At 68.4% G+C, this 25169-nt stretch carries 21 protein-coding genes and 1 pseudogene; 10 read left to right on the plus strand and 12 right to left on the minus strand.

The features are described 5' to 3' along the window. Positions 1-56: 56 nt before the first annotated feature. Together ACFVHY_RS17205 and ACFVHY_RS17210 are read right to left on the minus strand one after the other, a co-directional pair. Positions 57-1214 (minus strand): acyl-CoA dehydrogenase family protein, encoded by a 1158-nt coding sequence (locus ACFVHY_RS17205; RefSeq protein WP_390274001.1) that lies wholly within the window; start codon positions 1212-1214, stop codon positions 57-59. Positions 1215-1269: 55 nt separating this feature from the next. Further along, complete coding sequence (locus ACFVHY_RS17210) at positions 1270-2466, minus strand: acyl-CoA dehydrogenase family protein (protein ID WP_390274003.1); 1197 nt, start codon at positions 2464-2466, stop codon at positions 1270-1272. Between the two features lie 197 nt (positions 2467-2663). Here ACFVHY_RS17210 and ACFVHY_RS17215 point away from each other — a divergent pair. From ACFVHY_RS17215 to ACFVHY_RS17230, 4 genes and pseudogenes are all read left to right on the plus strand, one after another. After that, positions 2664-3053, plus strand: a pseudogene (locus tag ACFVHY_RS17215) (MFS transporter); the annotation flags it as partial. A 176-nt stretch (positions 3054-3229) separates the two neighbouring features. After that, positions 3230-4363 (plus strand): thiolase family protein, encoded by a 1134-nt coding sequence (locus tag ACFVHY_RS17220; RefSeq protein ID WP_390274005.1) that lies wholly within the window; start codon positions 3230-3232, stop codon positions 4361-4363. Positions 4364-4804: 441 nt separating this feature from the next. Continuing rightward, positions 4805-5569 (plus strand): SDR family NAD(P)-dependent oxidoreductase, encoded by a 765-nt coding sequence (locus tag ACFVHY_RS17225; RefSeq protein WP_390274007.1) that lies wholly within the window; start codon positions 4805-4807, stop codon positions 5567-5569. A gap of 51 nt (positions 5570-5620) precedes the next feature. Next, on the plus strand, positions 5621-6940 hold the full coding sequence (locus tag ACFVHY_RS17230; RefSeq protein WP_390274063.1) for a class I adenylate-forming enzyme family protein: 1320 nt from the start codon (positions 5621-5623) through the stop codon (positions 6938-6940). A gap of 16 nt (positions 6941-6956) precedes the next feature. On the opposite strand, the gene ACFVHY_RS17235 is transcribed toward ACFVHY_RS17230, so the two are convergent. Further along, a complete protein-coding gene (locus tag ACFVHY_RS17235; RefSeq protein WP_390274010.1) occupies positions 6957-8147 on the minus strand; it encodes an acyl-CoA dehydrogenase family protein in 1191 nt (396 codons plus the stop codon). A gap of 201 nt (positions 8148-8348) precedes the next feature. On the opposite strand from ACFVHY_RS17235, the gene fabG reads away from it, so the two are divergent. Further along, on the plus strand, positions 8349-9110 hold the full coding sequence (gene fabG / locus ACFVHY_RS17240; protein ID WP_078112146.1) for a 3-oxoacyl-ACP reductase FabG: 762 nt from the start codon (positions 8349-8351) through the stop codon (positions 9108-9110). 45 nt (positions 9111-9155) lie between these two features. Further along, positions 9156-10415 carry an acetyl-CoA C-acetyltransferase gene (locus ACFVHY_RS17245; RefSeq protein WP_390274012.1) on the plus strand — a complete coding sequence of 420 codons (1260 nt, stop codon included), beginning with the start codon at positions 9156-9158 and terminating at the stop codon, positions 10413-10415. Positions 10416-10473: 58 nt separating this feature from the next. Here ACFVHY_RS17245 and ACFVHY_RS17250 read toward each other — a convergent pair whose 3' ends face one another. The 6 genes from ACFVHY_RS17250 to ACFVHY_RS17275 all read right to left on the minus strand — a co-directional run bounded on the left by ACFVHY_RS17250 (position 10474) and on the right by ACFVHY_RS17275 (position 16886). Beyond that, positions 10474-11346 (minus strand): LysR family transcriptional regulator, encoded by an 873-nt coding sequence (locus ACFVHY_RS17250; RefSeq protein WP_390274014.1) that lies wholly within the window; start codon positions 11344-11346, stop codon positions 10474-10476. 6 nt (positions 11347-11352) lie between these two features. Then, positions 11353-12255, minus strand: a complete 903-nt coding sequence (locus ACFVHY_RS17255; RefSeq protein WP_390274016.1) for a LysR family transcriptional regulator — start codon at positions 12253-12255, stop codon at positions 11353-11355. Between the two features lie 138 nt (positions 12256-12393). Next, positions 12394-13155, minus strand: coding sequence for a crotonase/enoyl-CoA hydratase family protein (locus ACFVHY_RS17260; protein WP_390274019.1), 762 nt, complete (start codon positions 13153-13155; stop codon positions 12394-12396). Between the two features lie 33 nt (positions 13156-13188). Continuing rightward, positions 13189-14313, minus strand: a complete 1125-nt coding sequence (locus tag ACFVHY_RS17265) for an MBL fold metallo-hydrolase (RefSeq protein WP_390274022.1) — start codon at positions 14311-14313, stop codon at positions 13189-13191. A gap of 126 nt (positions 14314-14439) precedes the next feature. Then, on the minus strand, positions 14440-15225 hold the full coding sequence (locus tag ACFVHY_RS17270; protein WP_390274024.1) for an alpha/beta fold hydrolase: 786 nt from the start codon (positions 15223-15225) through the stop codon (positions 14440-14442). A gap of 56 nt (positions 15226-15281) precedes the next feature. Next, complete coding sequence (locus tag ACFVHY_RS17275) at positions 15282-16886, minus strand: ABC-F family ATP-binding cassette domain-containing protein (RefSeq protein ID WP_390274027.1); 1605 nt, start codon at positions 16884-16886, stop codon at positions 15282-15284. A 213-nt stretch (positions 16887-17099) separates the two neighbouring features. On the opposite strand from ACFVHY_RS17275, the gene ACFVHY_RS17280 reads away from it, so the two are divergent. Then, positions 17100-18110: an enoyl-CoA hydratase/isomerase family protein gene (locus ACFVHY_RS17280; RefSeq protein ID WP_390274029.1), complete on the plus strand. Its 1011-nt coding sequence runs from the start codon at positions 17100-17102 to the stop codon at positions 18108-18110. Between the two features lie 174 nt (positions 18111-18284). On the opposite strand, the gene ACFVHY_RS17285 is transcribed toward ACFVHY_RS17280, so the two are convergent. Both ACFVHY_RS17285 and ACFVHY_RS17290 read right to left on the minus strand, forming a co-directional pair. Further along, entirely contained in the window at positions 18285-19013 is a 729-nt protein-coding gene (locus ACFVHY_RS17285; RefSeq protein ID WP_390274032.1) for a hypothetical protein, read from the minus strand. Between the two features lie 28 nt (positions 19014-19041). After that, complete coding sequence (locus ACFVHY_RS17290) at positions 19042-20652, minus strand: peptide chain release factor 3 (RefSeq protein WP_390274034.1); 1611 nt, start codon at positions 20650-20652, stop codon at positions 19042-19044. 256 nt (positions 20653-20908) lie between these two features. Here ACFVHY_RS17290 and ACFVHY_RS17295 point away from each other — a divergent pair, with 256 nt between their 5' ends. Continuing rightward, positions 20909-21700 (plus strand): endonuclease domain-containing protein, encoded by a 792-nt coding sequence (locus tag ACFVHY_RS17295; protein ID WP_390274036.1) that lies wholly within the window; start codon positions 20909-20911, stop codon positions 21698-21700. A gap of 63 nt (positions 21701-21763) precedes the next feature. Here the strand turns inward: ACFVHY_RS17295 and ACFVHY_RS17300 are convergent, their stop codons facing one another. Next, positions 21764-22780: a beta-ketoacyl-ACP synthase III gene (locus tag ACFVHY_RS17300; protein WP_004022635.1), complete on the minus strand. Its 1017-nt coding sequence runs from the start codon at positions 22778-22780 to the stop codon at positions 21764-21766. A gap of 291 nt (positions 22781-23071) precedes the next feature. Between ACFVHY_RS17300 and ACFVHY_RS17305 the strand changes: the two genes are divergently transcribed. Both ACFVHY_RS17305 and ACFVHY_RS17310 read left to right on the plus strand, forming a co-directional pair. After that, on the plus strand, positions 23072-24139 hold the full coding sequence (locus ACFVHY_RS17305) for an ATP-binding cassette domain-containing protein (protein WP_390274039.1): 1068 nt from the start codon (positions 23072-23074) through the stop codon (positions 24137-24139). Beyond that, complete coding sequence (locus ACFVHY_RS17310; protein WP_277242745.1) at positions 24136-24900, plus strand: ABC transporter permease; 765 nt, start codon at positions 24136-24138, stop codon at positions 24898-24900. Before ACFVHY_RS17305 ends, ACFVHY_RS17310 begins: the two co-directional genes overlap by 4 nt. Positions 24901-25169 lie beyond the last annotated feature (269 nt).

Genomic DNA, 25169 nt, shown 5'->3' on the forward strand with positions numbered 1-25169 from the left:
GGGATTCGTACTGGAAACCGTTACGAATCCCGCACTTTGGAAGAGCTCTGGACCACCTACAGGCCGAGATCCTTGGCGATGATCGTCTTCATGACCTCGCTGGTGCCGCCGTAGATCCGCGTGACGCGGGTGTCGGCGTAGAGCCGGGCGATGGGGTACTCCAGGACATAGCCGTAACCGCCGTGCAACTGCAGGCACTTGTCGATGACCTTGCCGGCGGTCTCGGTGGCGAACAGTTTCGCGCGAGCAGCATCGGGGACGGTGAGCTCACCCTCGTTGTGGAGTTCGAGTGCGCGGTCGACGAACTGCCGGATGGCCTCGACCTCGGCGGAGCACTCGGCGAGGACGAACTTGGTGTTCTGGAACGCCGCAACGGGTTTGCCGAAGACGTCGCGCTCCTTGGTGTAGGCGATCGCGTGCTGGACGGCCGCGGCGGCGGTGGCCGACGCCCCGATGGCGATGGTGAGTCGTTCCTGCGCGAGATTGTGCGCCAGGTACGAGAAGCCGGCACCCTCCTCGCCGAGCCGGTCCTCGACCGGCACCTCGACCGAGCTGAACGAGAGCTCGGCGGTGTCGGAGGCCTTGAGGCCGATCTTCTCGATCTTGCGTCCGACGGCGAAACCCTCCGACGAGGTGTCGACCACCAGGATCGACAGGCCCGCACGACGATTCGACTCGTCGAACGGTGCGGTCCGGGCGACGACCAGGATGCGGTCGGCCAGGGCGCCGCCGGTGATGAACGTCTTCGCGCCGTCGAGCACGTAGTGCGACCCGTCCTCGGACAGCTTGGCGGTGGTCGAGATGTTGGCGAGGTCCGACCCGGTGCCGGGTTCGGTCATGGCGATCGCGAACATGAGTTCGCCGGAACAGAATCCGGGCAGCCACCGCTGCTTCTGCTCGTCGGTGGCGTACTCGACGAGGTAGGGGAGGATCAGGTTCGAGTGCACCGAGTAACTGCCGAAGGTGACACCGGCCGCCGATGTCTCCTCCGCGATCACCATCGAATAGGTGAAATCCGAGACGCCACCGCCCCCGAACTCCTCGGGTGCCTCGATGCCCAGGACGCCGAGTTCGCCCAGCCTGTTGTAGAACTCACGCGGCGGATGGCCCTGCTTCTCCCAGTCGTGGTAGACCGGTGCGACCTCTCTGGCGATGAAGTCACGGATGGTCTTGCGGAAGGACTCGTGGTCCTCGGTGAAGATGCGACGCTGCATTGGTCCCTCGAAACTGTTGTGGGCGGACGGGTCTGACGACATTCACCTCAAGTGGTCATCGCTCCTGATATTCGCGTAAGAGCCCCTTGGAGATGATCTGTTTCTGGATCTCGCTGGTGCCCTCGCCGATCAGCAGGAAGGGCGCGTCGCGCATGAGGCGCTCGATCTCGAATTCCTTCGAGTAGCCGTAACCGCCGTGGATGCGGAAGCTGGCCTGGGTGACCTCGGCGCAGTACTCGCTGCACAGGTACTTGGCCATCCCGGCGGCGACGTCGTTGCGCTCGCCGGAGTCCTTCAACCGTGCGGCGTTGACCATCATCAGGTGCGCGGCCTCGACCTTCGTCGCCATCTCGGCCAGCGAGAACGCAACGGCCTGGTGCTCGGCGATCGGCTTGCCGAAGGTGGACCGCTGCTGCGCGTACTTCACCGCGAGTTCGAAGGCGCGCTGGGCGATTCCGCAGGCGCGGGCCGACACGTTGACGCGCCCGACCTCGACGCCGTCCATCATGTGCGCGAAGCCGCGGCCCGGTGCGCCGCCGAGGATGTCGGTGGCGGGCGCGCGGTAGCCGTCGAAGATCAGTTCGGTGGTGTCGATGCCCTTGTAGCCCATCTTGTCCAGCTTGCGCGGGATCGTCAGGCCGGGGAGTACCTCGCCGAAGCCGGCCGGTTTCTCCACCAGGAACGTCGTGAGGTTCTTGTGCGGCTTCTCGTTGCCCTCCTCGGTACGGACAAGGGCGGCAACAAGAGTCGACGACCCGCCATTGGTCAGCCACATCTTCTGACCGTTGATGACGTATCCGTCGTCTCCGTCCCGCTTCGCGCTGGTCTTGATCGCCGCGACGTCGGACCCCAGTTCCGGTTCGGACATCGAGAACGCGCCGCGCACCTCGCCCGTCGCCATGCGGGGGAGGAAGCGCTGTTTCTGCTCGTCGGTCCCGTGCTGGCGGATCATGTACGCCACGATGAAATGGGTGTTGATCACGCCCGACACGCTCATCCACCCACGTGCGAGCTCTTCGACGCACAGCGCGTAGGTCAGCAGGGACTCGCCGAGTCCGCCGTACTCCTCGGGGATCATCAGGCCGAACAGGCCCATGTCGGCCATGCCGTCGACGATGGCCTGCGGGTACTCGTCGGCGTGCTCGAGTTCCTGTGCGGCGGGGATGATCTGCTTGTCGACGAACGAGCGGACGTTGGCCAGGATCTCCGTCTGGATCTCGGTGAGGCCCAGGGTCTGCGCGAGGCGGGTCATGGTGGCTGTTCTCCGAAGTCGGTCGGGGTGCGCTCGCACCATCGGGCGGACGTGGTGCGCGACTCGCCACGCGTCCGTCTCACAGCATGCCCGGCCGCGGCCCGGCGAAGTAGTCGCGGTGAACTAAGGGAGCGATAGCGCGAGCCAATGGCACTCGGGTGCGCCACCGGCGCCTATCGACCCGATAGCCAACGCCGATGACCCCGCTCGCAACGCCGTGTCCTGGACACATAGGCAGCGACAGTCAGGTCGTTCGCCGAGCGAACGTTGTCAGTTGGTTCGACCCTGGTTTGATCAACTACGCCGCCAAGGCGGTGCTGGGCATCATCGCGCAACCGCTCCGCGAGGAGCTGGGCCTGAGTTCGTCCCAGATCGGTCTCGTCGGCAGCCTGTCCTTCCTGACGTTCACGATCGGCGGATTCTTCGCGGGACTGCTCAACCGCTGGATGACCCTGCGCTGGTCGCTGGTCCTGCTGGCCCTGTGCTGGGCAGCGGCGATGCTCCCCATGGTGGTCGTGGCGTCGTCCGCGGTCCTCGTCCTCAGCCGGCTGTTCCTCGGTCTCGCCGAAGGTCCGAGTTCGGCGCTCGGCGCCACCTCGTGACGTGCGCGTCCCATAGGTAGGGCCTCATCGACTGTGAGTGTGAATCGACTTGTCTGCCAAGCGCCCCGGTGGTCGGCTCGTCACAACGGGCGATCGGCGTCCGCCGGCGTGGTGCACGTCGGACACAACTTCATCCCTTGCCCTGACATCGAGGAGTCCCCATGCGTGATGCAGTGATCGTCGACGCGGTCCGCGCGCCCATCGGCCGCCGCCGCGGCGCCCTGTCCGGTATCCATCCCGCGAACCTGTCCGCCCACGTCCTCGAGGCGCTCGTCGAGCGGACCGGCATCGATCCGGCCGTCGTCGACGACGTCGTCTGGGGATGTGTCAGCCAAGCCGCCGAGCAGGCGGGCAATGTCGCGCGGACGGCCGTGCTCGCCGCCGGCTGGCCCGAGAGTGTCCCCGGAACCACCGTGACGCGCGCCTGTGGGTCGAGTCAGCAGGCGGTCAGCATGGCGGCCGCGGCGGTGGTGTCCGGCCAGCAGGACGTCGTGATCGCCGGCGGGGTCGAGTCGATGAGTCGTGTCCCGATGGGCAGCGCCGCACCGAACGGCGAGCATCAGCCGCCCATGGTCCTCGACCGTTACGGCGTCGACAAGTTCAGCCAGGGGATCGGCGCCGAGATGGTCGCCGCGAAATGGGGATTGGGCCGCACCCGCCTCGACGAGTACTCGCTGCGCTCGCACGAACTCGCTGCTCAGGCGGCCGACCGCGGTGCGTTCGACGCCCAGTTGGCGCCGATCCCGGGGGTGCTCGAGGGTGACGAGGGCATCCGCCGCGGCGGGACGCTCGAATCGCTCGCCAAGCTCAAGCCGGCCTTCAGCGAGGACGGCGTGATCCACGCCGGCAACTCCTCGCAGATCTCCGACGGGTCGGGTGCTCTGCTGATCATGTCCGGCGAGACCGCGAAGTCGCACGGTCTCACGCCGATCGCCCGCATCCACACCGCGGTCGTCGCCGCCGATGACCCGGTGATCATGCTGACCGGACCGATCCCGGCCACGGCCAAGGCGCTCAAGCGCTCGGGATTGTCGATCGACGACATCGGGGCTTTCGAGATCAACGAGGCGTTCGCCCCGGTCCCGCTGGCCTGGCAGGCCGAGACCGGTGCCGACCTGGACCGCCTCAACCCGCTCGGCGGAGCGATCGCCGTCGGCCACCCGCTCGGCGGTTCGGGCGCCATCCTCATGACGCGGCTCGTACACCACATGCGCGACAACGGAATCCGGTACGGACTGCAGTCGATGTGCGAGGCCGGTGGCATGGCCAACACCACCATCCTCGAACTGCTCTGATTCGAAAGAAGCGCATCCACTGGCCCGCCTGCCCTGCTACCTAATCCGAAAAGAAGCGGCCCATTGCCCCTGAGGAGCGTTCGGAGCTTGCGGAGGACGCGGTTGTTCTTGCTCCCTGAGGAGCGTCCGGAGCTTGCGGAGGACGCGGTTGTTCTTGCTCCCTGAGGAGCGTCCGGAGCTTGCGGAAGAGGCGGTTGTTCTTGCTCCCTGAGGAGCGTCCGGAGCTTGCGGAGGACGCGTCACGAAGGGTCTGCCACGCACCTCGCCAGGACCCTTCGTGACGCTCGCAAGCTCGCTCCTCAGGGAGCGGAGGTTGGGTCGCAAGCTCGCACCTCAGAAAGCAATGGTTATGTCGTTCTCTCGGATCAGGGAGCGGGGGTCGGGCTCGCAAGCTCGCACCTCAGGGAGCACGAAAATCTCATCGAAAGGTATTGGATAACAATGAAACTCAATGGACTGTCGGTCGCGATCACCGGCGGCGCATCCGGTCTCGGGCTCGCGACGGCCCAGCGCGTCATCGACGCCGGCGGCCTGGTCACCCTGATCGACCTGCCGACCTCGGACGGTCAGGCCGTGGCCGACGGACTCGGCGCCGCAGCGTCGTTCGCGGCCGCCGACATCACCGACCGCGAACAGTTCGCGGCTGCACTCGATGTCGCCGACGGCCGCGGGGGCCTGCGCGGACTCGTGCACTGTGCCGGGGCGGGCCGGCGCATGCGCATCCTGGACAAGGAGGGCAAGGCAGGTTCGGTGGAGGACTTCGAGTTCGTCATCAAGCTCAACCTCGTCGGGTCGTTCCATGCGCTCTCGCTCGGCGCGGAACGTATTGCGCGACAGGAGCCCGTCGACGGGGAGCGGGGCGCCATCATCATGACCGCGTCGGTCGCGGCGTACGAGGGACAGATCGGCCAGATCAACTACTCGGCGTCGAAGGCGGGCATCGTCGGGATGACGCTGGTCGCCGCGAGGGACCTGGCCAGCAAGCTCATCCGCGTCAACACCATCGCGCCGGGCACGATGGACACGCCGCTGCTCGCCCGACTGCGCGACGACGTGCGCGATGCGCTCGCCGCGAGCATTCCCAATCCGGCGCGGCTCGGTCGGCCGGACGAGTTCGGTCAACTCGCCGCGTCGATCCTGGAGAACACCTATCTCAACGGCGAGACCATTCGCCTCGACGGGGCGATCCGGATGGCACCGCGGTAACCCGAACCCCGGCACGTCCGATCTGAGTCCCCCACAACGCCTTTCGAGAGGATTCATCGCGATGTCTGCCACGGAGCCCACCACTCTCAGCTATCCCGACGCCACGATGGCGGTGCTGCCCGCGAGTATGGCCGCCCTCTACGGCGAGCGCGCGGCCGTCGTCGACGGCGCGACGACGCTCACGTTCACCGAGCTCGACGTGCGCTCGGCCAGACGGCCCCGCCGGTCTCGACCTCGAGCGACGATGTCGCGCACCTCGCGTTCACCGGCGGCACCACGGGTGTCTCGAAGGGCGTTCGGGTCCTGCACCGCAACGTGCTCGGAAACGTCACGCCGATGATCGTCTGGCGCGCAGGACATTCCGTGGCGGTGGGAACCGACGGTCTGCTGACCCTCACCCCCCCGGTCGGCGGAGAACCCGGGGGTGGTCCCCGGGCATGCGGCGACGGTCGTCGTGTCCCGCTGTTCCACGCGCACGCCCTCATCAACATGTCGTTCCTCCTGCTGTGCGGCGCCACGCACGTGTTCGCCGGTCGTTTCGAGCCCGGGCGGATGCTGGCCCTCATCGAGGCGCATCGGGCGTCGTACGTCACCGGGAGTCCCGCGATGTGGCATGCGCTCGCCGTGCACCCCGACGTCGCCACACGGGATCTGACCTCGGTGCGGGTGGTCTCCTCCGGCGCGGCGCCGATCGATCACGTGACCCTGGAGCAGCTCGAGAAGGCGTTCCCGGCAGCGGCGATCGTGGAGGGATACGGCCTCACCGAGGCGACGTGCCTGGTGTCCTCGGCGCCCCTGACGTCCGGGGGTCGATACCGGCTCGGGAGTGTGGGCCTGCCGACGTTCGACACCCAGATCGAGATCCGCGCCGTCGACGATCCGGCCGTCGTCCTCGCGCCGGGGGAGAAGGGACAGTTGTGGGTGCGCGGACCGCAGGTCACCGACGGCTACCTTGATAACCCCGAGAAGACGGCCGAGCAGTTCGTCGACGGGTGGCTCGACACCGGTGACATCGCCTACCGCGACGCCGACGGGTACCTCTACATCTGCGACCGTGCGAAGGACATGCTGATCCACAAGGGCTACAACGTGTATCCGCGCGAGCTCGAGGAGATCCTGGTGACGCATCCGGACGTCGGTGCGGCGGCGGTCGTCGCCCGGGAGGCGGGCGCGGTGGGGCAGGAGCCGGTGGCCTTCCTCGTCGCCCGGGACGGTCACGTCATCGACGCCGATGCGGTGTCGGACTTCGTCGCCGCGCAGGTGTTGCCCTACAACAAGATCCGGGACGTGTATGTGGTCGACGAGCTGCCCACCTCGGCGGCCGGCAAGGTCCAGAAGGTGGCGTTGCGGGAGCGCCTGGCTAACGCCTGACAGGGCGCGCGTGCGGTCAGCGCTGCGCGCGCTTGACCAGGTTGCGCCCGATGATGAGTCGCTGGATCTCGCTGGTGCCCTCGTACAGGCGCAGCAACCGCACCTCGCGGTAGATGCGTTCCACCGCGACTTCGCGCATGTAACCGCTGCCGCCGTGGATCTGCACGGCGAGATCGGCGACCTTGCCGACCATTTCGGTGCAGAACAGCTTGGCGGCGGACGGGGCGATGCGGCGGTCGGTGTCGTCGACCCACGCCCGGGCGGCCTCGCGGACGAGCGCGCGTCCGGCCATCACCCCGGCCTGCTGGTCGGCGAGCATGGCCTGGACCAGTTGGAACTCGCCGATCGCGGTACCGCCCTGGGTGGCGGTGGCGGCCCAGGTGACCGACTCGTCGAGCGCGCGCTGTGCGGTGCCCACCGAGAGAGCCGCGATGTGCACCCGGCCCCGGGCCAAGCTCATCATCGCGGCCTTGTAGCCCACGTCCTCGCTACCGCCGACCAGTGCCGACGCCGGCACCCGCACGGCGTCGAAGTGCACGTCGGCGGTCCAGGCGCCCTCCTGGCCCATCTTGCGGTCCTTGGCGCCGACGCTGAGGCCGGCGGCGTCGGCGGGGACCAGGAAAACGGCGATGCCGGTGCCGTTCTCGTCGGCCGGGCGGGTACGTGCGAACACGACGAACAGATCGGCCAGCGGCGCGTTGGTGATGAACCGCTTCTCGCCCGTGATCACCCAGTCGTCACCGTCGCGGACGGCCTTCGTGCGCAGTCCGGCCGGGTCGGACCCGGCCCCCGGTTCGGTCAGCGCGAACGAGGCGACGACCTCGCCGGACGCGATCTTCTCCAGCCACGCCGACTTCTGCTCATCCGTGCCGAAGTGGACGAGGACCTGGCCGGCGATGCCGTTGTTGGTGCCGAACATCGAGCGCAGCGCCAGGGAGGTGTACCCGAGCTCCATCGCGAGTTCGACGTCCTGGGTCAGATCGAGGCCGAGACCGCCCCACTCCTGCGGGATGGCGTAGCCGAAAAGGCCCATGCTCTTCGCTGTCTGGCGGATGTCGTCGGGGATGGCGTCGGTGTCGAGGATCTCCTGCTCCCGCGGGACCACCACCTCGCGGACGAACTCGCGCGTCGCGGCGAGGATGTCGGCGAAGTCCTCGTCGCCCACCTCGGAGGAGGTCGTCCGCGCTGAATGCATCACTCCGGTCATGCTGTCACTCTCGCGGCCGGCGGGCGGGGGGTCCAATACGAAACCGGGATCGCTGCGATAGCCGTTGCGTATGAGCGCGGAGGGGTCGATCGGGGCGGAACCTCGATAGATTTGTCCCCGCGGCACTCACCGCGGGCCCGGCGCTTCGCGACCGGTTGCCCGACGACCGTCACCCCGCCGCCCTCGAAAGGACTCCGATACATGTCATCGCACCCGCCCGCCGCCGCGTTGCTGGAGGGTCGTACCGCCGTCGTGACCGGCGGAGCCCAGGGCATCGGTTTCGAGATCGCCCGCTCGTTCGTCGACGCCGGCGCGCGAGTCGTGCTCGGTGACCTCAGCCTCGACGCCGCGCAGGCGGCCGCGGACGAGCTCGGCGGCCGCGACGTGGCCCGCGCGGTGAGGTGCGACGTCGTCGACGCGGGCGAGGTCGACGCGCTGCTGGCGGCCGCGGTCGACGGGTTCGGGTCACTCGATGTGCTGGTGAACAACGCCGGGATCACCCGGGACGCGACGATGCGCACCATGACCGAAGACGATTTCGATCAGGTCATCTCGGTGCATCTCAAAGGCACCTGGAACGGCACACGCAAGGCGGCGGCGATCATGCGCGAGGCCAAGCGTGGTGCGATCGTGAACATCTCGTCGCTGTCGGGCAAGGTCGGCATGGTCGGACAGACCAACTACTCGGCCGCCAAGGCGGGCATCGTCGGCCTCACCAAGGCCGCGGCCAAGGAGATGGCCCATCACGGCGTGCGGGTCAACGCGATCCAGCCCGGCCTCATCCGGTCGGCGATGACCGAGGCGATGCCGCAGAAAGCGTGGGACCAGAAGATGGCGGAGATCCCGATGCGGCGCGCCGGCGAGGTCGGTGAGGTCGCGAGCGTCGCGCTGTTCCTGGCGTGTGACATGTCGTCGTACATGACGGGCACCGTCCTCGAGGTGACCGGCGGCCGTTTCATGTGACAGCCGGTCCTGCTCCACGCTTCCTCTGACACCGAAAGGTCACCCATGCGCGACGTCGTCATCTGCGAACCGGTCCGTACCCCCATTGGCCGTTACGGCGGAATGTTCAAAAATCTCACCGCCGTTGATCTCGGGGTCGCCGCGCTGACGGGGATGCTCGACCGGACCGGACTCGACCCGGAGAAGGTCGAGGACGTCATCCTCGGTCACTGCAACGGCAACAGCGAGGCGCCCGCCCTGGGACGGGTCATCGCACTCGATGCCGGGTTGCCGATCACAGTGGGCGGCATGCACATCGATCGTCGGTGCGGGTCGGGACTACAGGCCGTCATCCAGGCTGCCTACCAGGTGTCCTCGGGGGACAACGATGTCGTGGTCGCCGGCGGTGCCGAGTCGATGAGCAACGCGTCGTTCTACTCGGTGGACATGCGGTGGGGCGGGGCTCGCACCGGAATTGCCATGCACGACAGCCTCGTCCGGGCGCGCTCGACCGCCGGCGGCACCAACTACCCGGTGCCCGGCGGGATGATCGAGACGGCCGAGAACCTGCGCAAGGACTACGAGATCTCCCGGGAAGAACAGGACGAACTGGCTGTGGCATCGCACGAACGAGCGGTGCGGGCCCAGAAGGATGGCGTACTGGCCGAGGAGATCGTCCCGGTGACCGTGGCTTCCGGTGCGAGTGGGCCCGCTCGCTCCGCTCCCGGCGCCCGGTCTGGTGATCAGGTCATCGACACCGACGAGCATCCACGCCCGGATGTCTCGGTCGAGTCGCTGTCGAAGCTGAAGCCGATCATGGGCAAGACGGATCCGGACGCGACGGTGACGGCGGGCAACGCGAGCGGTCAGAACGACGCCGCGTCGATGGCGCTCGTGACCACCCCCGAGGTCGCCGAGAAGCTGGGTCTACGCCCGCTGGTGAAGCTGGTGTCGTGGGGTCTGGCCGGTGTGCCGCCGCGCACCATGGGGATCGGGCCGGTCCCCGCGACCGAGAAGGCGCTTGCCAAGGCCGGTCTGACGCTCGCCGACATCGACGTGATCGAGCTCAACGAGGCGTTCGCCGCGCAGGCACTCGCCGTCACCCGCGAGTGGGGTTTCGGCCGTTTCGGTGCCGGCGGCGATTTCGACCGCACCAACGTCAACGGCTCGGGCATCTCGCTGGGCCACCCGGTCGGCGCCACCGGCGGCCGCATGCTGGCCTCCCTGGCGCGTGAACTGCACCGGCGCGAGGCCCGCTACGGCCTGGAGACCATGTGCATCGGCGGTGGCCAGGGCCTCGCCGCGGTCTTCGAACGCGTCAGCTGACCCCGAGACTCACCGGGCCCCACCTGATCCGCACCGGTGGGGCCCGGTGTTCCACCCGTCACCCCGCAGTTTCGCGCACGAGGTCGACGAAGGCCTGACCGACGGCCGACAGCGACGGCGGGTGGAATGCGATGGCGAAGGGGCGCACCACGTTCGGTTCGATCTCACGGATCACGACCGGCTCGTCGGCCGACTCCGCCACCGATCGTTCGAGTAGAGTGCCGCCGATTCCGGACTCCACCATCGGGAGCCGTTCCTCGCGGATCTCCGACAGTACGGCCAGCGGCGGGCGGACGCCCCCGACGCGGATCGCCTCCTCGAACTCGTCGGCCACCGAGTAGCCGCGCGGCACGAACACCATCGGGATCGCCGGCAGATTGTTCAGCGGGATCGGGCCCTCGGGTACGTCGGTGCCCTGCGGGTAGACGAGCACGTGTTCGTGTTCGCCGATCACGATCACCTCGAGGTCGTCGCCGGCGATGGGTAGGTGGGCGACGGCGAACTCGCAATGACCGTCCTCGATGGCCGACGCGGCCCTGGTCTCGTCGCGTAACTCGCCGAGTCGCACCGAAACCCGCGGATAGGCGGCCCGGAACCGGGCGACCAGATCGACGACGGGCCCGACCGCGGTCGCGGCGAAGGCCAGGATCTCCAGGTGGCCGGTGAGTTCGTCCGCCGAGGCGGAGAGCAGATCGTCGACGGCGTCCATGTCGCGCACGATCTGTCGCGCGGGACCGACCATCGTGCGCCCGGCCGCCGACAGGACCATCCCGCGACCGATGCGGTGGAACAGCTGGACTCCGAGTTCGCGTTCGAGCGCCCGGAGTGCTTGGGACACGGTGGGTTGCGCGACACCGAGAGCCGACGCGGCCCCGCCGATGCCCTTGTTCTCGACCACTGCCAGGAAGTACTCGACTTGTCGTAATTCCATGGTGTGTCACCAATCCCGTGGTTCGGCGGGGTCCGGCGCGATCCCACAGTGGACCTTCGCCGCGGAGATGAAGGCGAGGGCGGCCGGCGAGGGGAGCCCGGACCGCAGCACGAGACCCCACGGGCGGGTGAGCGGTGGGTCGAGCGCGAGCCGGCGGAGTCCCGCAAGCTGCCGGTCGGCCACGGTGCGTGGGAGAATCGTTGCGCCCGTGCCCTTCTTGACCAGACTCCACACCGCGGACGGCAATTGGCAGTCGACCACCACGTTCTTGGCGTCGTCGTCGAGGAGACCGTCGAGGAGTTCCGCGGTGATCGGGTCGCTGTGATCGACGACGAGTGGCAGCGAGCGCACCGCCGACTGCGGTATCGGTTCGGGCAGACCGTCGGCGAGCGTCGTCGGCGCCGCGACGATGAGTTCCTGCTCGGCCATCGGGATGGCGGTGAAGGTCGCGTGTTCGGCGGCCGAGTCCATGATCCCGACCTCGGCGTCCCCGGATCGCAACGCCGACAACACCCCGGTGGGGCTGTCGGCGGAGACGACTCGAACCGACAAGCGCGGGAACCGTTCTCGGAACAGGCGGACGATGTTGACCACCGGGTCCACGCTGAACGCCGCGTAGGTCACGATGTCGACGCGACCGGCGCGCAGCTCCCGAACGGCGTCGACCTTGGCCTTGGCGCGGTCGACGTCGGCCAGGATGCGCCGGGCGGCGACGTCGAGTTTGCGTCCGGCCTCGGTGAGTTCGAGGCGTCGTCCGGTGCGGTCGAACAGGGTGACGCCGAGACGTCTCTCGAGGGTGCGGATCGCCTGGGACAGCGACGGCTGTGAGATGTAGAGCGACTGGGCGGCCTTCGTGATCCCGCCGTGGTCGACCACGGCGACGAAGTAGGTCACGAGGTGCAGGTCCACCCCGGTCACTCTATCCGGCGCCGGGAGCGGAGCGAGCGGGCCGAATCGACCCGGCGCCGGGAGCGGAGCGAGCGGGCCGAATCGACCCGGCGCCGGGAGCGGAGCGAGCGGGCCGAATGAGTACTGCGCCCGGATCTGTCACTTGCCGGTCCAGCGCGGCGCGCGTTTCTCGGCGAAGGCGATGGCACCTTCCTTGGCGTCGTCGGAGACGAACACCGGACCGAGGAAGTCCCACTGCTTCTTGATGAGTTCGGGATCGGTGTAGCGGATCGCCATGGAGGTGACCTGTTTGGTGGCGCGGACGGCGAGGGGACCGTTGGCGGCGATGACGGCGGCCAGTTCGCGGGCCCCGGCGAGTGCCTCGCCGGGTTCGGTGATCCGGTTGACCAGGCCGAACTGGTGGGCGCGTGCCGCGGTGAGCGGGTCGCCGGTGAGCGCGAGTTCCATGGCGAGCTGGTAGGGGAGGATCTTCGGGAGGCGCAGGAGGCCACCGGCGGCGGCGGCGAGTCCGCGCTTGACCTCGGGGATGCCGAACTTGGAGTCGTGTGCCGCGACGACGAGGTCCGCCGACAACGCGAGTTCGCACCCGCCGGCCAGCGCCCAGCCCTCGACGGCGGCGATGAGGGGCTTGGTCGGCGGGGCCTCGGTGAGGCCGCCGAACCCGCGCCCGTCCAGCGCGACCTTCTCGCCGCGGGCGAAGGCCTTGAGGTCCATCCCGGCGCAGAACGTGCCACCGGCACCGGTGATGATGCCGATGGTGAGGTCGTCACGCGACTCGAGCTCGTCGATCGCGGCGGCGATACCCTCCGACACCTCGAGATTCACGGCGTTCTTCGCCTCGGGGCGGTTGATCGTGATGACGGCGACGCCGTCGGCGAACTCGGTGAGCACGGCACTCATGGGGACTCCTGGAGTTGGTGGCGGAACGGGCGGTCAGGTGTTCTCGGATGTGGAGATCTGTTGCGGCTCAGCCGGTGTGGGCTCGCCTGCGGCAAACCAGCGGATCGGTTCCGGGGTCGTCGGATCGGTCGCCGTCTCATCGGGAACGTGGGCGTCGACGACACCGCGCTCCTGCAGGACGACGAGATGGGCGTGCGTCTCCCGCAACGCGAGTCGGCTGAGGGTGAGGGACAGCTCCTCGAACGGACGCGACCACGTCACCGACCGGGTGATCTCCCAGGCCGTGCTCTCCGGATACCGGGTCACGGTCGACGCGATCTCGTCGAGCCGCTCCTCGTGATGCGTGAGGAGACCGGTGACGCGGTCGCCGAGGCCTCGGAACCGGTACTCGTGGGACGGCAGCGCCTCGTGGTCGCGCATCTTCTCGGTGTTGGCCAGCGAGATCAGGTAGTCGGCGAGGGGACTGTCGGTCTGCATCGGATTGGTCGAGATGTTCGGACTGATCCGCGGCAGCAGGTGGTCACCGGTGAAGACGACGCCGGCGGTGTCGTCGGCGAAGCAGAGGTGCCCCGCGGTGTGGCCCGGGGTCCAGACGGCGCGGAGATCCCAGCCGGGGATGTCGAGCGGGGCGTCTCCGGTCAGCTCGCGGTCGACGGTCCGCCCGTCGGGCAGGCGGATGAAACCGACCAGCCCCTCGTCGGCGACCTCGGTCGGTGCGCCGAGAGCGTGGAGTTCGGATCGCGCCATACCGAGTTGGTTCTCCACCTCGGTATCGGAGTAGTGGCGCAGGTACCGGGAATCGTTGCGATGCATCCACAGCTCGGCGTCCACGTGCTCGAGTAGACGCGGCACGAGCCCGAAATGGTCGGGGTGCAGATGGGTCACGCCGACAGACCTGATGTCGGCGAGGTCGTGGCCGGTGGAGCGGATGCCTGCGACGAGGCTGTCCCACGACTCGTCGGACGGCCAGCCGGCGTCGATCAGGGCGAGACCGCCGTCGGGCAACCCAAGGGCGTAGACCAGGACGTATCGCAACGGATTGGATCCCATGGGGACCGGGATCGACCACAGCTGCGGCCGGACCTCCTCGACCGGGGGCAACACCTTGTCGGCCCAGGCCTGCTTCTGCAGCGTGCCGGTGACCTCGATCGTGCCCATCCAGCCTCCCGCCGGGTCCGTCGCGTGGTGACACCGCTGATGATCGTTGCAGTGATCAACAGTCATCCGATCACGAGAGGCGATCACGCTCAAGCTGTGGGCGGCTCAGACATCCTGAGGTAGGACCTATGAATCCAGGTCGGCGAGTCCGGCCGCGGCGCCGTCGCAGCTCGCTGCGACGTCCTGAACCAGTCGCCCGGCGAGTTCCGGCTGGATGAGCGGGAAGAGATGGCTCGCCCCGGGGACGATGGTCAGCGACGCGTGCTGTGCTGCCTCGACGAAACGTCGTTCGTGGACCCGGAACTGGTCCTGGCTACCGTTGACGAACAACGTTCGGCCGGGGTAGCGCCGGACCTCGCCGAGGGCGTCGAACCGCTTGATCTCGGCGACGACGTCGGCGATCGACCCCAGTGCCAGACCGCCGATCTCCATGTCGGCGGACACCTGACGTCCCACGGCGAGGCGGGTGGCCACCTGACTGATGATCGCCGCCTGACGCGGCAGGAACGCGGTGACCGCACCGAACGTCTCGAACGGCGCGGCCAGCAGCGGACTGGGCTGCGCGGTCGCGCACATCGGGACGAGGGCCGCGACGGCTTCCGGATGGCGTCCGGCGACCGCCATCGCCACATAGCCGCCCATCGACATCCCGGCCACGACCGCCGGCCGGCCGAAACCGCTGATCTCGGCGAGCACGGCGTCCACCGCGCCGGACATCGTGAACGTCTCGTCGCGGCGCTGCCCGTGGCCAGGGAGGTCGGGGGTGGCGACCGCGCGCCTCGAGTCGGGACCGGCCACAGCCGCCGCGACCCGATGCAGGGTCGCACCGCTCACGCGTAGACCGTGGACGAGGACGACGGGCGTGGGTTGGACCACCGGCGCGTCGACGGGAACGGGTGCGGGCTCGGCCATCGCACGCAGTATGCCGCCGAACGGTTCTCGACGCCGCCGGCGTCACCGACTGTTCGTCAGCGGTCTTCTTCGACGTCGGTTTGTTCGGCACCGATCTGCCCCGGCGTTCCCGACGGTTCGCCCGGTGGGGACACCGGTGACACGCGCCGCCCGATGCCGATGCGGTCGAGGAACCCGGCGTCGTGGGAGACGACCAGCAGCGCACCGGTCCAGGCCTCGAGTGCGTCCACGAGTTGCGTGACGGTGTCGAGATCCAGGTTGTTCGTCGGCTCGTCGAGGATCAGCAGCTTGGGTGTCGGGTCACCGAGCAGTGCATCGGCCAGTGCGACGCGCAACCGTTCGCCGCCGGACAGTTCGGCGAGTGCGCGATCGGCGCGCGCACCCCGGAACAGGAACCGCGCGAGATGCGCCCGCACCTCCTGCGTCGAGATGTCCGGGTGGGTCCGCGCGAGATGCTCGGCGATCGAGACGGTCGGGTCGGGGAAGGTGATCTGCTGAGGCACGAAGGCGAACGGTACGACGACGGATTCGGAGGCGATCAACTCCGCGATCAGTGTCGATTTCCCGGAACCGTTGGACCCCACCAGAGCGACCCGCTCGGGTCCGTCCATGCGCAGGCGGTCGTCGACGACGATCTGGGCGCGCGGGGCCACTTCGGGCGTCGGCACGACGATCCGCGCGGTGCGGTCGGTGCGGATGTCCTCACGGGCCTCGTCGAGACGTGTTGCCGCAGAGGCCACGTCGTCACGATGGGCGTTGCGCAGTTTCCCCGCCGACACCTGCGCCTCGCTCCGGCGGTTGTGTGCCACGATCTTCGGCACCCGCTTCTCCCGTTCGGCCGTCGCGCCCGTCCGGGCCCGCCGATCGAGTTTGATCAGCGCCTCGGTCATCTCGCGGCGCTGCTTGCGCAGATCGCCGGCGGCGGTGGCCACCGCCGCTTCGGCGGCGTCTTGTTCGGCGTCGATGATCTCGCGGTACCGGGAGTAGGGGCCGCCGAACAGCCGCACCCGACCTCGGTACAGCTCGACTGTCGTATCGACACGTTCGAGGAGTTCGAGGTCGTGACTGACCACGACCACCGTGCCCGGGAACGACTCGATGGCGTCGAAAAGCCGGGCGCGGGAATCGGTGTCGAGGTTGTTGGTCGGTTCGTCGAGGAGCAGGATCGCCGGGTCGGCGATGAGTGCGGCGACGATCGCGAGCAGGGTCGCCTCACCGCCGGACATGGCGCCGACCGTGCGGTCGAGGTCGGGCGGCAGTCCCATCTGCTCGAGGAGTCCGATGGCGCGCTCCTCGACGCCCCAGTCGTCCCCGACTGCGTCGAAGTCCTGCGGATCTACCGAACCGCTCTCGATTCGTCGTATCGCACAACGAATATCGTCGATGCCGAGCGCTTGTGCCACGGTCGACGACGGATCGGACTGCGGGTCCTGCACGACCACAGCGACATCGGTCGTCGACGTGTCGCCTGCGATCGTGATGCTGCCCGACGCCGGGCGTGATCGACCGGCGATCAGACCGAGGAGGGTGGACTTGCCCGCACCGTTCGCGCCGATGAGGGAGTAGGTCTCGGCGCCCAGGGTGAGGTCGAGGTGATCGAAGACGACTGTCCCGTCGGGCCAGGCGAACGAGACGTCGGACAGCACGATGGAAGATGGCATGAGCGCTCCTGAAATGGGTCGGGTACACCGACAGGGCGTCGGTGGAGTCCGTCGGCGGTGCCGACGGCCGGGGCCACTTCAGTTCTTCATCGCGGTGGATCACTCCTGGCGGGTCTGGGGGCAAGTGGTGACCACCGTAGCGGACGCGCTCGGAGTTGCCAACGGAATTAACCGCCGACGAATCGGATCCGGGCTCACCGCTACGGTTGGGGTATGTCATTTCTCCGCACCTCGGTGTCCAACGGCGTCGGCGAGATCGTTCTGGACCGGCCCAAGGCTCTCAATGCGTTGGACCAGAGCATGATCGACGACATGTACGTCACACTCGACGAATGGGGTGACGACGATGCGATCGACACCGTCCTGGTCACCTCGGCGAGCGACCGGGCGTTCTGCGCCGGCGGCGACATCCGTGCGATCCGCGAGCACGCCATCGACGGCGACCACGCCTCGATCAGCCGCTACTTCGCCGGCGAGTACCGGCTCGATCAGCTCGTCGCCGACTACCCGAAGCCCTACATCAGCCTGATCGACGGGGCGGCGATGGGCGGGGGTCTCGGGATCAGCGTGCACGGCGAGATCAGGGTCGTCACCGAGAAGGCGATGATCGCCATGCCCGAGACCGCGATCGGGTTCTTCCCCGACATCGGTTCGACCTACTTCCTGCCGCGGCTTCCGGAGGGCGTGGGCATGTGGCTCGGACTCACCGGCGCCCGGATCCGCGGTGTCGACGCGGTCGCCGTCGGCCTGGCAACGCATTTCGTGTCCTCCGCAGACCTGCCGGCGGTCGCCGACAGCATCCGGTCGGGCGCACCGCTGGCCGACGCGCTGGCCACCTCGGGGACCGAGGACACCAGCGACGTGCCGTTGCGCAAGATCGGCGAGTACTTCGCCGACGACAACGTCAACGCCATCCTCGGCGGCCTGCGCGGCGCGGTCGGCGACGACTGGGCCCAGGAGATGGTCGGTCTGCTCGAGGGCGCCTCACCCACCAGTCTGTGGGTCACCGCGGCGATGATCAGCGCCGGGGCGAGGTCGGGGATCGACGAGTGCTTCGACCGGGAACTGCATGCCGCAGAGGAGATCACCAAGACCCACGACTTCCGCGAGGGGGTGCGGGCCGTGCTCGTCGACAAGGATCGCAGTCCCGAATTCGATCCGGCGCGCATCGACGACGTCGATCCCGCCGTCGTGGCCCGGATCGTCGGTGCCACCGCTGGTTGAGTCGCCTCCCCGCTGGTTGAGCTTGTCGAAGCCACTGGTCGGGTTTGCGAGGTCGGTTGCCGAGGTGGCCTCGACGGACGCGGCGTCCTCGCTACGCTCGGTCGACGCTGCTCGACCAGCGGGGGGTGGTGGCGTCCTTACCACGCTCGCTCGACGCTGCACGACCGGCAGATCTCAGGGCGTGAGCTGGAACCACCCCGACAACGACACGCTGTCGGTCGAGTTGCCGTCGGAATCCGGCTGTTTCGTCGTGGACGACTCGTCGAGGTCGTAGCGGACGTCGTCGTCGGGCGCGAGCGGGTTGGCCTCGACCCGCGTCGCCGTCGGGCAGGTGAACGAGCCGGCCGCGAGTGAGCCCGACATGCCGCTCACGCTGAGCTGGCACGCGGACGAGTGGTGGTAGGCGCCGTTGATCGAGACCCCGATCTGGGCGTTGATCGGCCTGGTCAACGGCCCGACGGTCGGACGCGTCGCGCCCACCGGTGGCAACAGGCCGCCGGTCAGTTCACTGATCAGGAACTCGATCTGCGCGCCGCCGGTGCCGGCGTCCTTGAACACGAAGAGCAGCGAGTCCGGCGGCACGTCGGGCCGTGCCGGGCCCCACCGGTCGAACTCATAGCAGTTGGGCTCGTCGGCGGGGGTGGCGCCCACCGCGGGTCCGCGTCGGGAGTCCGCCGGCGTGTTCGCGACCGCGATCTTGATGTTGCCGTGACGGAACTCGAAGTTCTGGCCACTGCGGTCGACGTTGCCCTGCGGTGGTTTCTCGGTGCAGAGCGTCGAGTCGACCGGGCGTGCGGTCGGCGCCGGCGCCGAGGTGGTGGGCGTGGACTGGGGCGGGGCGTCGGAGCCACAGGCGGTGACGGGCCACGACACCGCCGCGCACATCAGCACGGCGGCGCGCACCGGTCGTCCCCGTGCGCTCGTCGACCGGTCAGTCCGCTGCCGCGACAAGGGGTTCGAGAGTGAGGTCGGGGTGTTCCTTCTCGATGTACTGCAGGCGCCATTTGTCGCTGAAGAGGGCGAGGACGGCGCCGTCGGTGCGGGTGAAGACCTCGACGCCGCGTTGCCGATTCAGTTCGGGCGCGCTGTCGGCATCCGTGCGACGGGCGAGGGTGTAACCGAGCGGCTCGATGATGGTGTCGACGTTGTACTCGGCCTTCATCCGCGCGGTCACGACCTCGAACTGCATCGGTCCGACGGCGGCGAGCACCGGCGACGCATCACCGCGGGTGTCGTTGCGCAGGACCTGGACCACCCCTTCGCTCTCGAGCTGGTCCATGCCCTTGCGGAACTGCTTGTACTTGTCGGCCGTGGTGGCCCGCAGCGTCGAGAAGTGTTCCGGCGCAAAGGACGGGATCGGCGGGAACTGCACCTTGGGGCCGTCGTAGAGAGTGTCGCCGGGCGCGAGCGCGGTCGCGTTCACCAGCCCGACCACGTCACCGGGGTAGGCGGTGTCGACCGTCGAGCGATCGCGGCCGAAGACGGCCTGGGCGTACTTGGTGGCGAACGGCTTTCCGGTCTGCGCATGGGTCACGACCATGCCGCGCTCGAACTCACCCGACACAATCCGCATGTAGGCCAGGCGATCCCGGTGGCTGGAGTCCATCCCGGCCTGCACCTTGAAGACCACCGCGCTGAAGGGGTCGGTGACCGGACGGGGTTCACCCTCGACGTCGAGGCGGGGTCCCGGCGGGGGAGCGAGCTCGACGAGCACCTCGAGCAGTTGGCGCACACCGAAGTTCAGCATCGCGGAGGCGAAGATCATCGGCGACGTCTGACCGGCCAGGAACAGTTCCTGGTCGTGGTCTTGGCCCATCTCGCTGAGGAGCTCGCTCTCCTCGATCGCGGCGGTCCACTCATCACCCTCGCGCGCGGCAGCCGCGTCGGCCGGCATGATCTCCTCGGGGGCGATCTTGGCGCCGCCCGCGGTGCGGGTGAAGTGCACGTACTCACCGGTGCGTCGGTCGAGCAGGCCGCGGAAGTCGCCGGCGATGCCGACCGGGAAGAACAGCGGGGTCGGGGTGAGGCCGATCCGCTCGGTGATCTCGTCGATCAGCTCGAGCGGGCTTTGGCCGGGACGGTCCCACTTGTTGATGACGGTGATGACCGGGATACCGCGGTGTCGGCACACCTGAAAGAGTTTGAGGGTCTGCGGCTCGAGCCCCTTGGCGGCGTCGATGAGCATCACCGCGGCGTCGACCGCGGTCAGCACGCGGTAGGTGTCCTCGGAGAAGTCGGCGTGACCGGGGGTGTCGACGAGGTTGATCACGCTCGGGATGTCGGGGTCGGCCTGGGCTGCCGCCGAGTAGTTGAACTGCAGCGCCGTCGAACTGACGGAGATCCCGCGGGCCTTCTCCATCTCCATCCAGTCGGAGACGGTCGACTTACGACCGGCCTTGCCGTGGACGGCGCCGGCCTCGCTGATCATCCGCGCGTGCAGCGCCAGCGCCTCGGTCATCGTCGACTTACCGGCGTCGGGGTGGGAGATGATGGCGAAGGTACGACGACGCGTCACTTCGCGACTGATCACCTCGGAACTCACGAGGTTCCAGGCTACCGGGCGTGCGGGGGGCGACCAAACTCGCTCGCGGTCGAGCGTCGGGGCAGGTTGTGCCGGTATGCGGCACTGCATGCCCCCGCCCCGAGAACCGGGAACCGGTCACCGTTGCTGTGCGTCTGATGATCGTGCAGCTTCCCCCGGGCCTTCGGCGCCGCGCTCTCGCCCGTGACGGGGTACTGACCATGCCCGATGCGCTCGAATTCGGCCTCACGCGGTCCGCGGTCCGGCGTCGAGTCGATTGCGGGGACTGGATGCCGCACACGCGCGGGGTGTATTCGCTCGCCGATCATCCGACGACGCCGATCATCCGACGACGCCGGCCACCCGTGCGCGACTGGCAGTCGCGAGCGTGGGCCGCGGTGCGGCGCTGTCCGGATCGGGAGCGGCGTGGTGGCACGGGCTCCTCGACGAGCCGCCGAAGAAGTTCACGGTCACCGCACCGCGATCGCGGCATGGCTCTCCGGTCGAGGGCGTTCGGGTCCGGCGCCGCTGCCTCGCGGACGCTGAGGTGGTGACCCGCAAGGAGTTGCTCGTGACAGCGTTGCCGCTGTCCGTGCTGGAAGCCGCACTCGAGAGCGACAGCGGAGTCCTCGACAACGCTCTGCTCGTTCGCAAGGTCTCGCTGCGTCAGTTGCGCGTCGCCGCTGATCGTCGACGTGGCAAGGAGGATGGACCCGCGATCGCGGCCCTGGTCGACGGCGTCGAATCCGGAGCGCGCTCGGTGGCGGAGCGGCTGGCTGTCGACGTGCTGAGCGCCGGGGGTGTGAGCGGTTGGTCGTGCGGTCACCCGGCCGGCGGCTACTTCATCGACCTCGCGTTCCCGGATCGGCTGCTGGCGGTGGAGATCGACGGGATGGCGTTCCACCGCGACGCGGAGACGTTCCAGCGAGACCGCCGACGCCGAAACGATCTCATCGCGTTGGGTTGGACCGTCCTCAACTTCACGTGGAGTGATCTGCGGGAGCGGCCCGACGACGTCGTGGCGCGTGTCCGCCAGGCGCTCGGCTTGCAGCGCCACCGGCCGGCATGACAAATCCGGGGGCATCAAGAGCCGCTGAGCGGATCAGATTGCCCCCGGACTCGACACGGCGCCCTACTCGAACGGGACCGGCGGCATGGTGACGACCTGCGCGGCGTAGGAGAGTCCGGCGCCGAAGCCGAGGAGTAGCGCGGTCTGGCCGGGCTGTGCCTTGCCGGTCGACAGCAGGTCTTCCATGGCCAGGGGGATCGAGGCGGCGCTGGTGTTGCCGGTGTACTCGATGTCCTTGGCGACGACCGCGTCGTCTCGGAGTTTGAGGTTCTTGGCGAGCAGTTCGTTGATTCGGGCGTTCGCCTGGTGCGGCACGAAGACGTCGAGGTCCTCGGAGCCGAGCTTCGCGGCCTCGAGGGCGCGGTGGGCGACCTTGCCCATCTCGAAGGCGGCCCAGCGGAACACCGCGGTGCCCTCCATGCGCAGGTAAGGACGCTGGGTGCGGTCGCTGTCGAGGAAGGTGACCCAGTCGAAGTCCTGGCGGATCGCGTTGAACTGCGAGCCGTCCGAGCCCCAGATCACCGGGCCGAGCTGCTGCTGCTCGGTGGGTCCGACGACGACCGCGCCGGCGCCGTCGCCGAAGATGAAGCAGTTGGTGCGGTCGGTCATGTCCATGGTCACCGAGAGTTGCTCGGCACCGATGACCAGCACGTGGGTGGCGCTGCCGCCGCGGATCATGTCGGAGGCGAGCGCCATGCCGTAGCCGAAACCGGCGCAACCGACGGTGACGTCGAAGGCAGGCACGCCGTTGCAGCCGAGTTCGGTCGCGACCTTCGTGGCTCCGGCCGGGGTCAGCAGCAGGTGGGTGTTCGTGGCGAGGATGACGGCGTCGATGTCCGAGCCCTGCAGCAGCGCATTGGCGATCGCCTTGCGGCCGGCGTTGACCGACATCTCCATGACGCTCTCGTCGCGACGCGCGAACCGGCGCGTCTTGATTCCCGTACGGGTGTAGATCCACTCGTCGGAGGAGTCGATGTGCTGGCAGATCTCCTCGTTGGTGACGACGCGTTCGGGGCGGTACGCGCCGATGCCGAGCATGCCGATGTTGTTGATGCCAGTGGTGTCTGCGATGACCGCCATGGTGAACCCTTCCCAAAACGTGCCCGGCGAATATGTGACCCGACATACGACGGTACTCACACCGCCTCTTACTGGGAAGTAGCGGGACCCCGCCCGCAATCGTTACGGAGTCGCGGAATGCGGACCGAAGTCGTCCTCGATGAGGGGAATGCTGGTCCGCAGGTCGGTCGACCACCGCCGGGGCGTCGGAAAGCGGCCCGCGGTCACGACGATCAGCACACGATGACGTGCGCGCATCGCCGAACGCACGAGTCAGCACACCATTCGACGGCATCGAGAAGGGGAGTCCGCATGATCCACGCACGCGGGTTGGTCCAGGTGTTCAGCACCGGGAAAGGAAAGAAGAAGCGCGAGGTGAGGGCCGTCGACGGCGTCGACCTCGACATCGCCGAAGGGGAGGTGGTCGGGTTCCTCGGGCCCAACGGCGCAGGCAAGACCACCACGCTGCGCATGCTGACGACCCTCCTGCGGCCGACGGCGGGAACCGCGACCGTCAACGGTTACGACGTCGTGGCCGACCCGGTCTCGGTCCGCCGCAGCATCGGTTACGTCTCGCAGGCCGGCGGCACCTTCAGCCAGGCGCAGGCCGGCGACGAGATCGTCGATCACGGCATGCTCTACGGGCTGTCCCGGGCCGAGGCGACCCGCCGCGGCCACGCCCTGTTCTCCCAGCTCCAGCTCGACGGCCTGTGGGAACGCCAGCCCAAGAACATGTCCGGCGGGCAGAAACGCCGGCTCGACATCGTGATGGGGTTGGTCCACGAACCGTCCCTGGTCTTCCTCGACGAGCCGACCACCGGCCTCGACCCGCAGGCGAGGGCCAATCTCTGGGACCACATCCGGCGCCTGCGCACCGAGCGCGGCGCGACGGTTTTCCTGACGACGCACTACCTCGACGAGGCCGACGAACTGTCCGATCGGATCATCATCATCGACAACGGCCGGATCGTCGCCGCGGACACCGCCGACAACCTCAAGGCGCAGGTGTCCGGCGACCTGGTGGCACTCGAGGTCGCCGACTCCGCGGCCGTGTCCACCGCCGCGGAGAAACTGGCCTCGGTCACCGGTGGCCGCGCGGACGGCCGGATCGAGATCGACGGCCGGCATGTCCGGAGCCGGGTGCCGCGGGCGGGCCGGGCCGTCCCCGGACTGCTGCGCGACCTCGACGCCGCGGGCATCACCCTCGACTCCATCGAGGTGATCCGCCCGACCCTCGACGACGTCTTCCTCACCCTCACCGGTCGGTCGCTGCGTGACGCCGAGACCGAGCGCGGCAACGAAATCCATTCGGAAACAACCGATTCGACGAGCGCCGACGCCCCGTCGGCCGAACTCAACCAGCAGGGAGCCAGCCGATGACCACATTCCTCCGCGAGAGCACCATCGTGTTCCGCCGACAGATCCGCATGAACCTGCGCAATCCGGCCTGGGTACTCATCGGGGTGATGCAACCGGTCCTCTACCTCGTCCTCTTCGGGCCGCTGCTGAAGCCCCTCGTCGCGCAGTTCCCGGGCGGCGCCGACAATCCGTACACGTTCCTGGTCCCCGGTCTGCTCGTGCAACTCGGTCTGTTCGGCGCGTTGTTCGCCGGATTCAGCCTGATCGGGGAATGGCGCGAGGGTGTGATCGAGGCCGAACGGGTGACCCCGGCCAGCCGCACCGCCCTGCTCACCGGTCGGCTCATGCGCGACATGCTGCAACTTCTCGTGCAGGCGTTGATCCTGGTGGTGCTGGGTTATCTGATGGGCATGCGCGGCTCGGTGGTCGGCGTGATCCTCGGCATCATCATCACGATGCTGATCGGTGGCGCGTGCGCCGCGGCGTCGAACGCGCTGGCACTGACCACCAAGAGCGAGGACGTGATGGCGCCGCTGATCAACATGGTGATGATGCCGGTCCTGTTGCTGTCGGGCATCCTGCTCCCGATGACCCTCGGGCCGTCGTGGCTTCAGAGTCTCAGCGATTTCATGCCGTTCCGGTGGATCGTCGACGCTGTGCGCGACACCTTCTCCGGCGACCTCGCCAGTGCTCAGGTCCTCTGGGGCGTCCTCGCGTCGCTCATCCTGGCCGGACTCGGAACCCTGTGGGGCACTTCGGTGTTCCGCAAGGAGAACGCCTGAGGCGCGAGCCCGCGAGCTCGACCCCTGCTCCCTGAGCTGAGCTGAGGAGCGAGCCCGCCAGCTCGCTCCTGCTCTCTGAGGAGCGAGCCCGCGAGCTCGCTCCTGCTCCCTGAGGAGCGAGCTTGCGAGCGTCACGAAGGGTCCTGGTGAGATGCGTCGCCAAACCCTTCGTGACGCGCCCTCCGCAAGCTCCGGGCGCTCCTCAGGGAGCGGGGGTTGGCCGCGCCCTCCGCAAGCTCCGGGCGCTCCTCAGGGAGCGGGGGTTGGCC

It is taken from the genome of Gordonia sp. NPDC127522, assembly GCF_042672305.1.
GTDB lineage: Bacteria > Actinomycetota > Actinomycetes > Mycobacteriales > Mycobacteriaceae > Gordonia > Gordonia hongkongensis.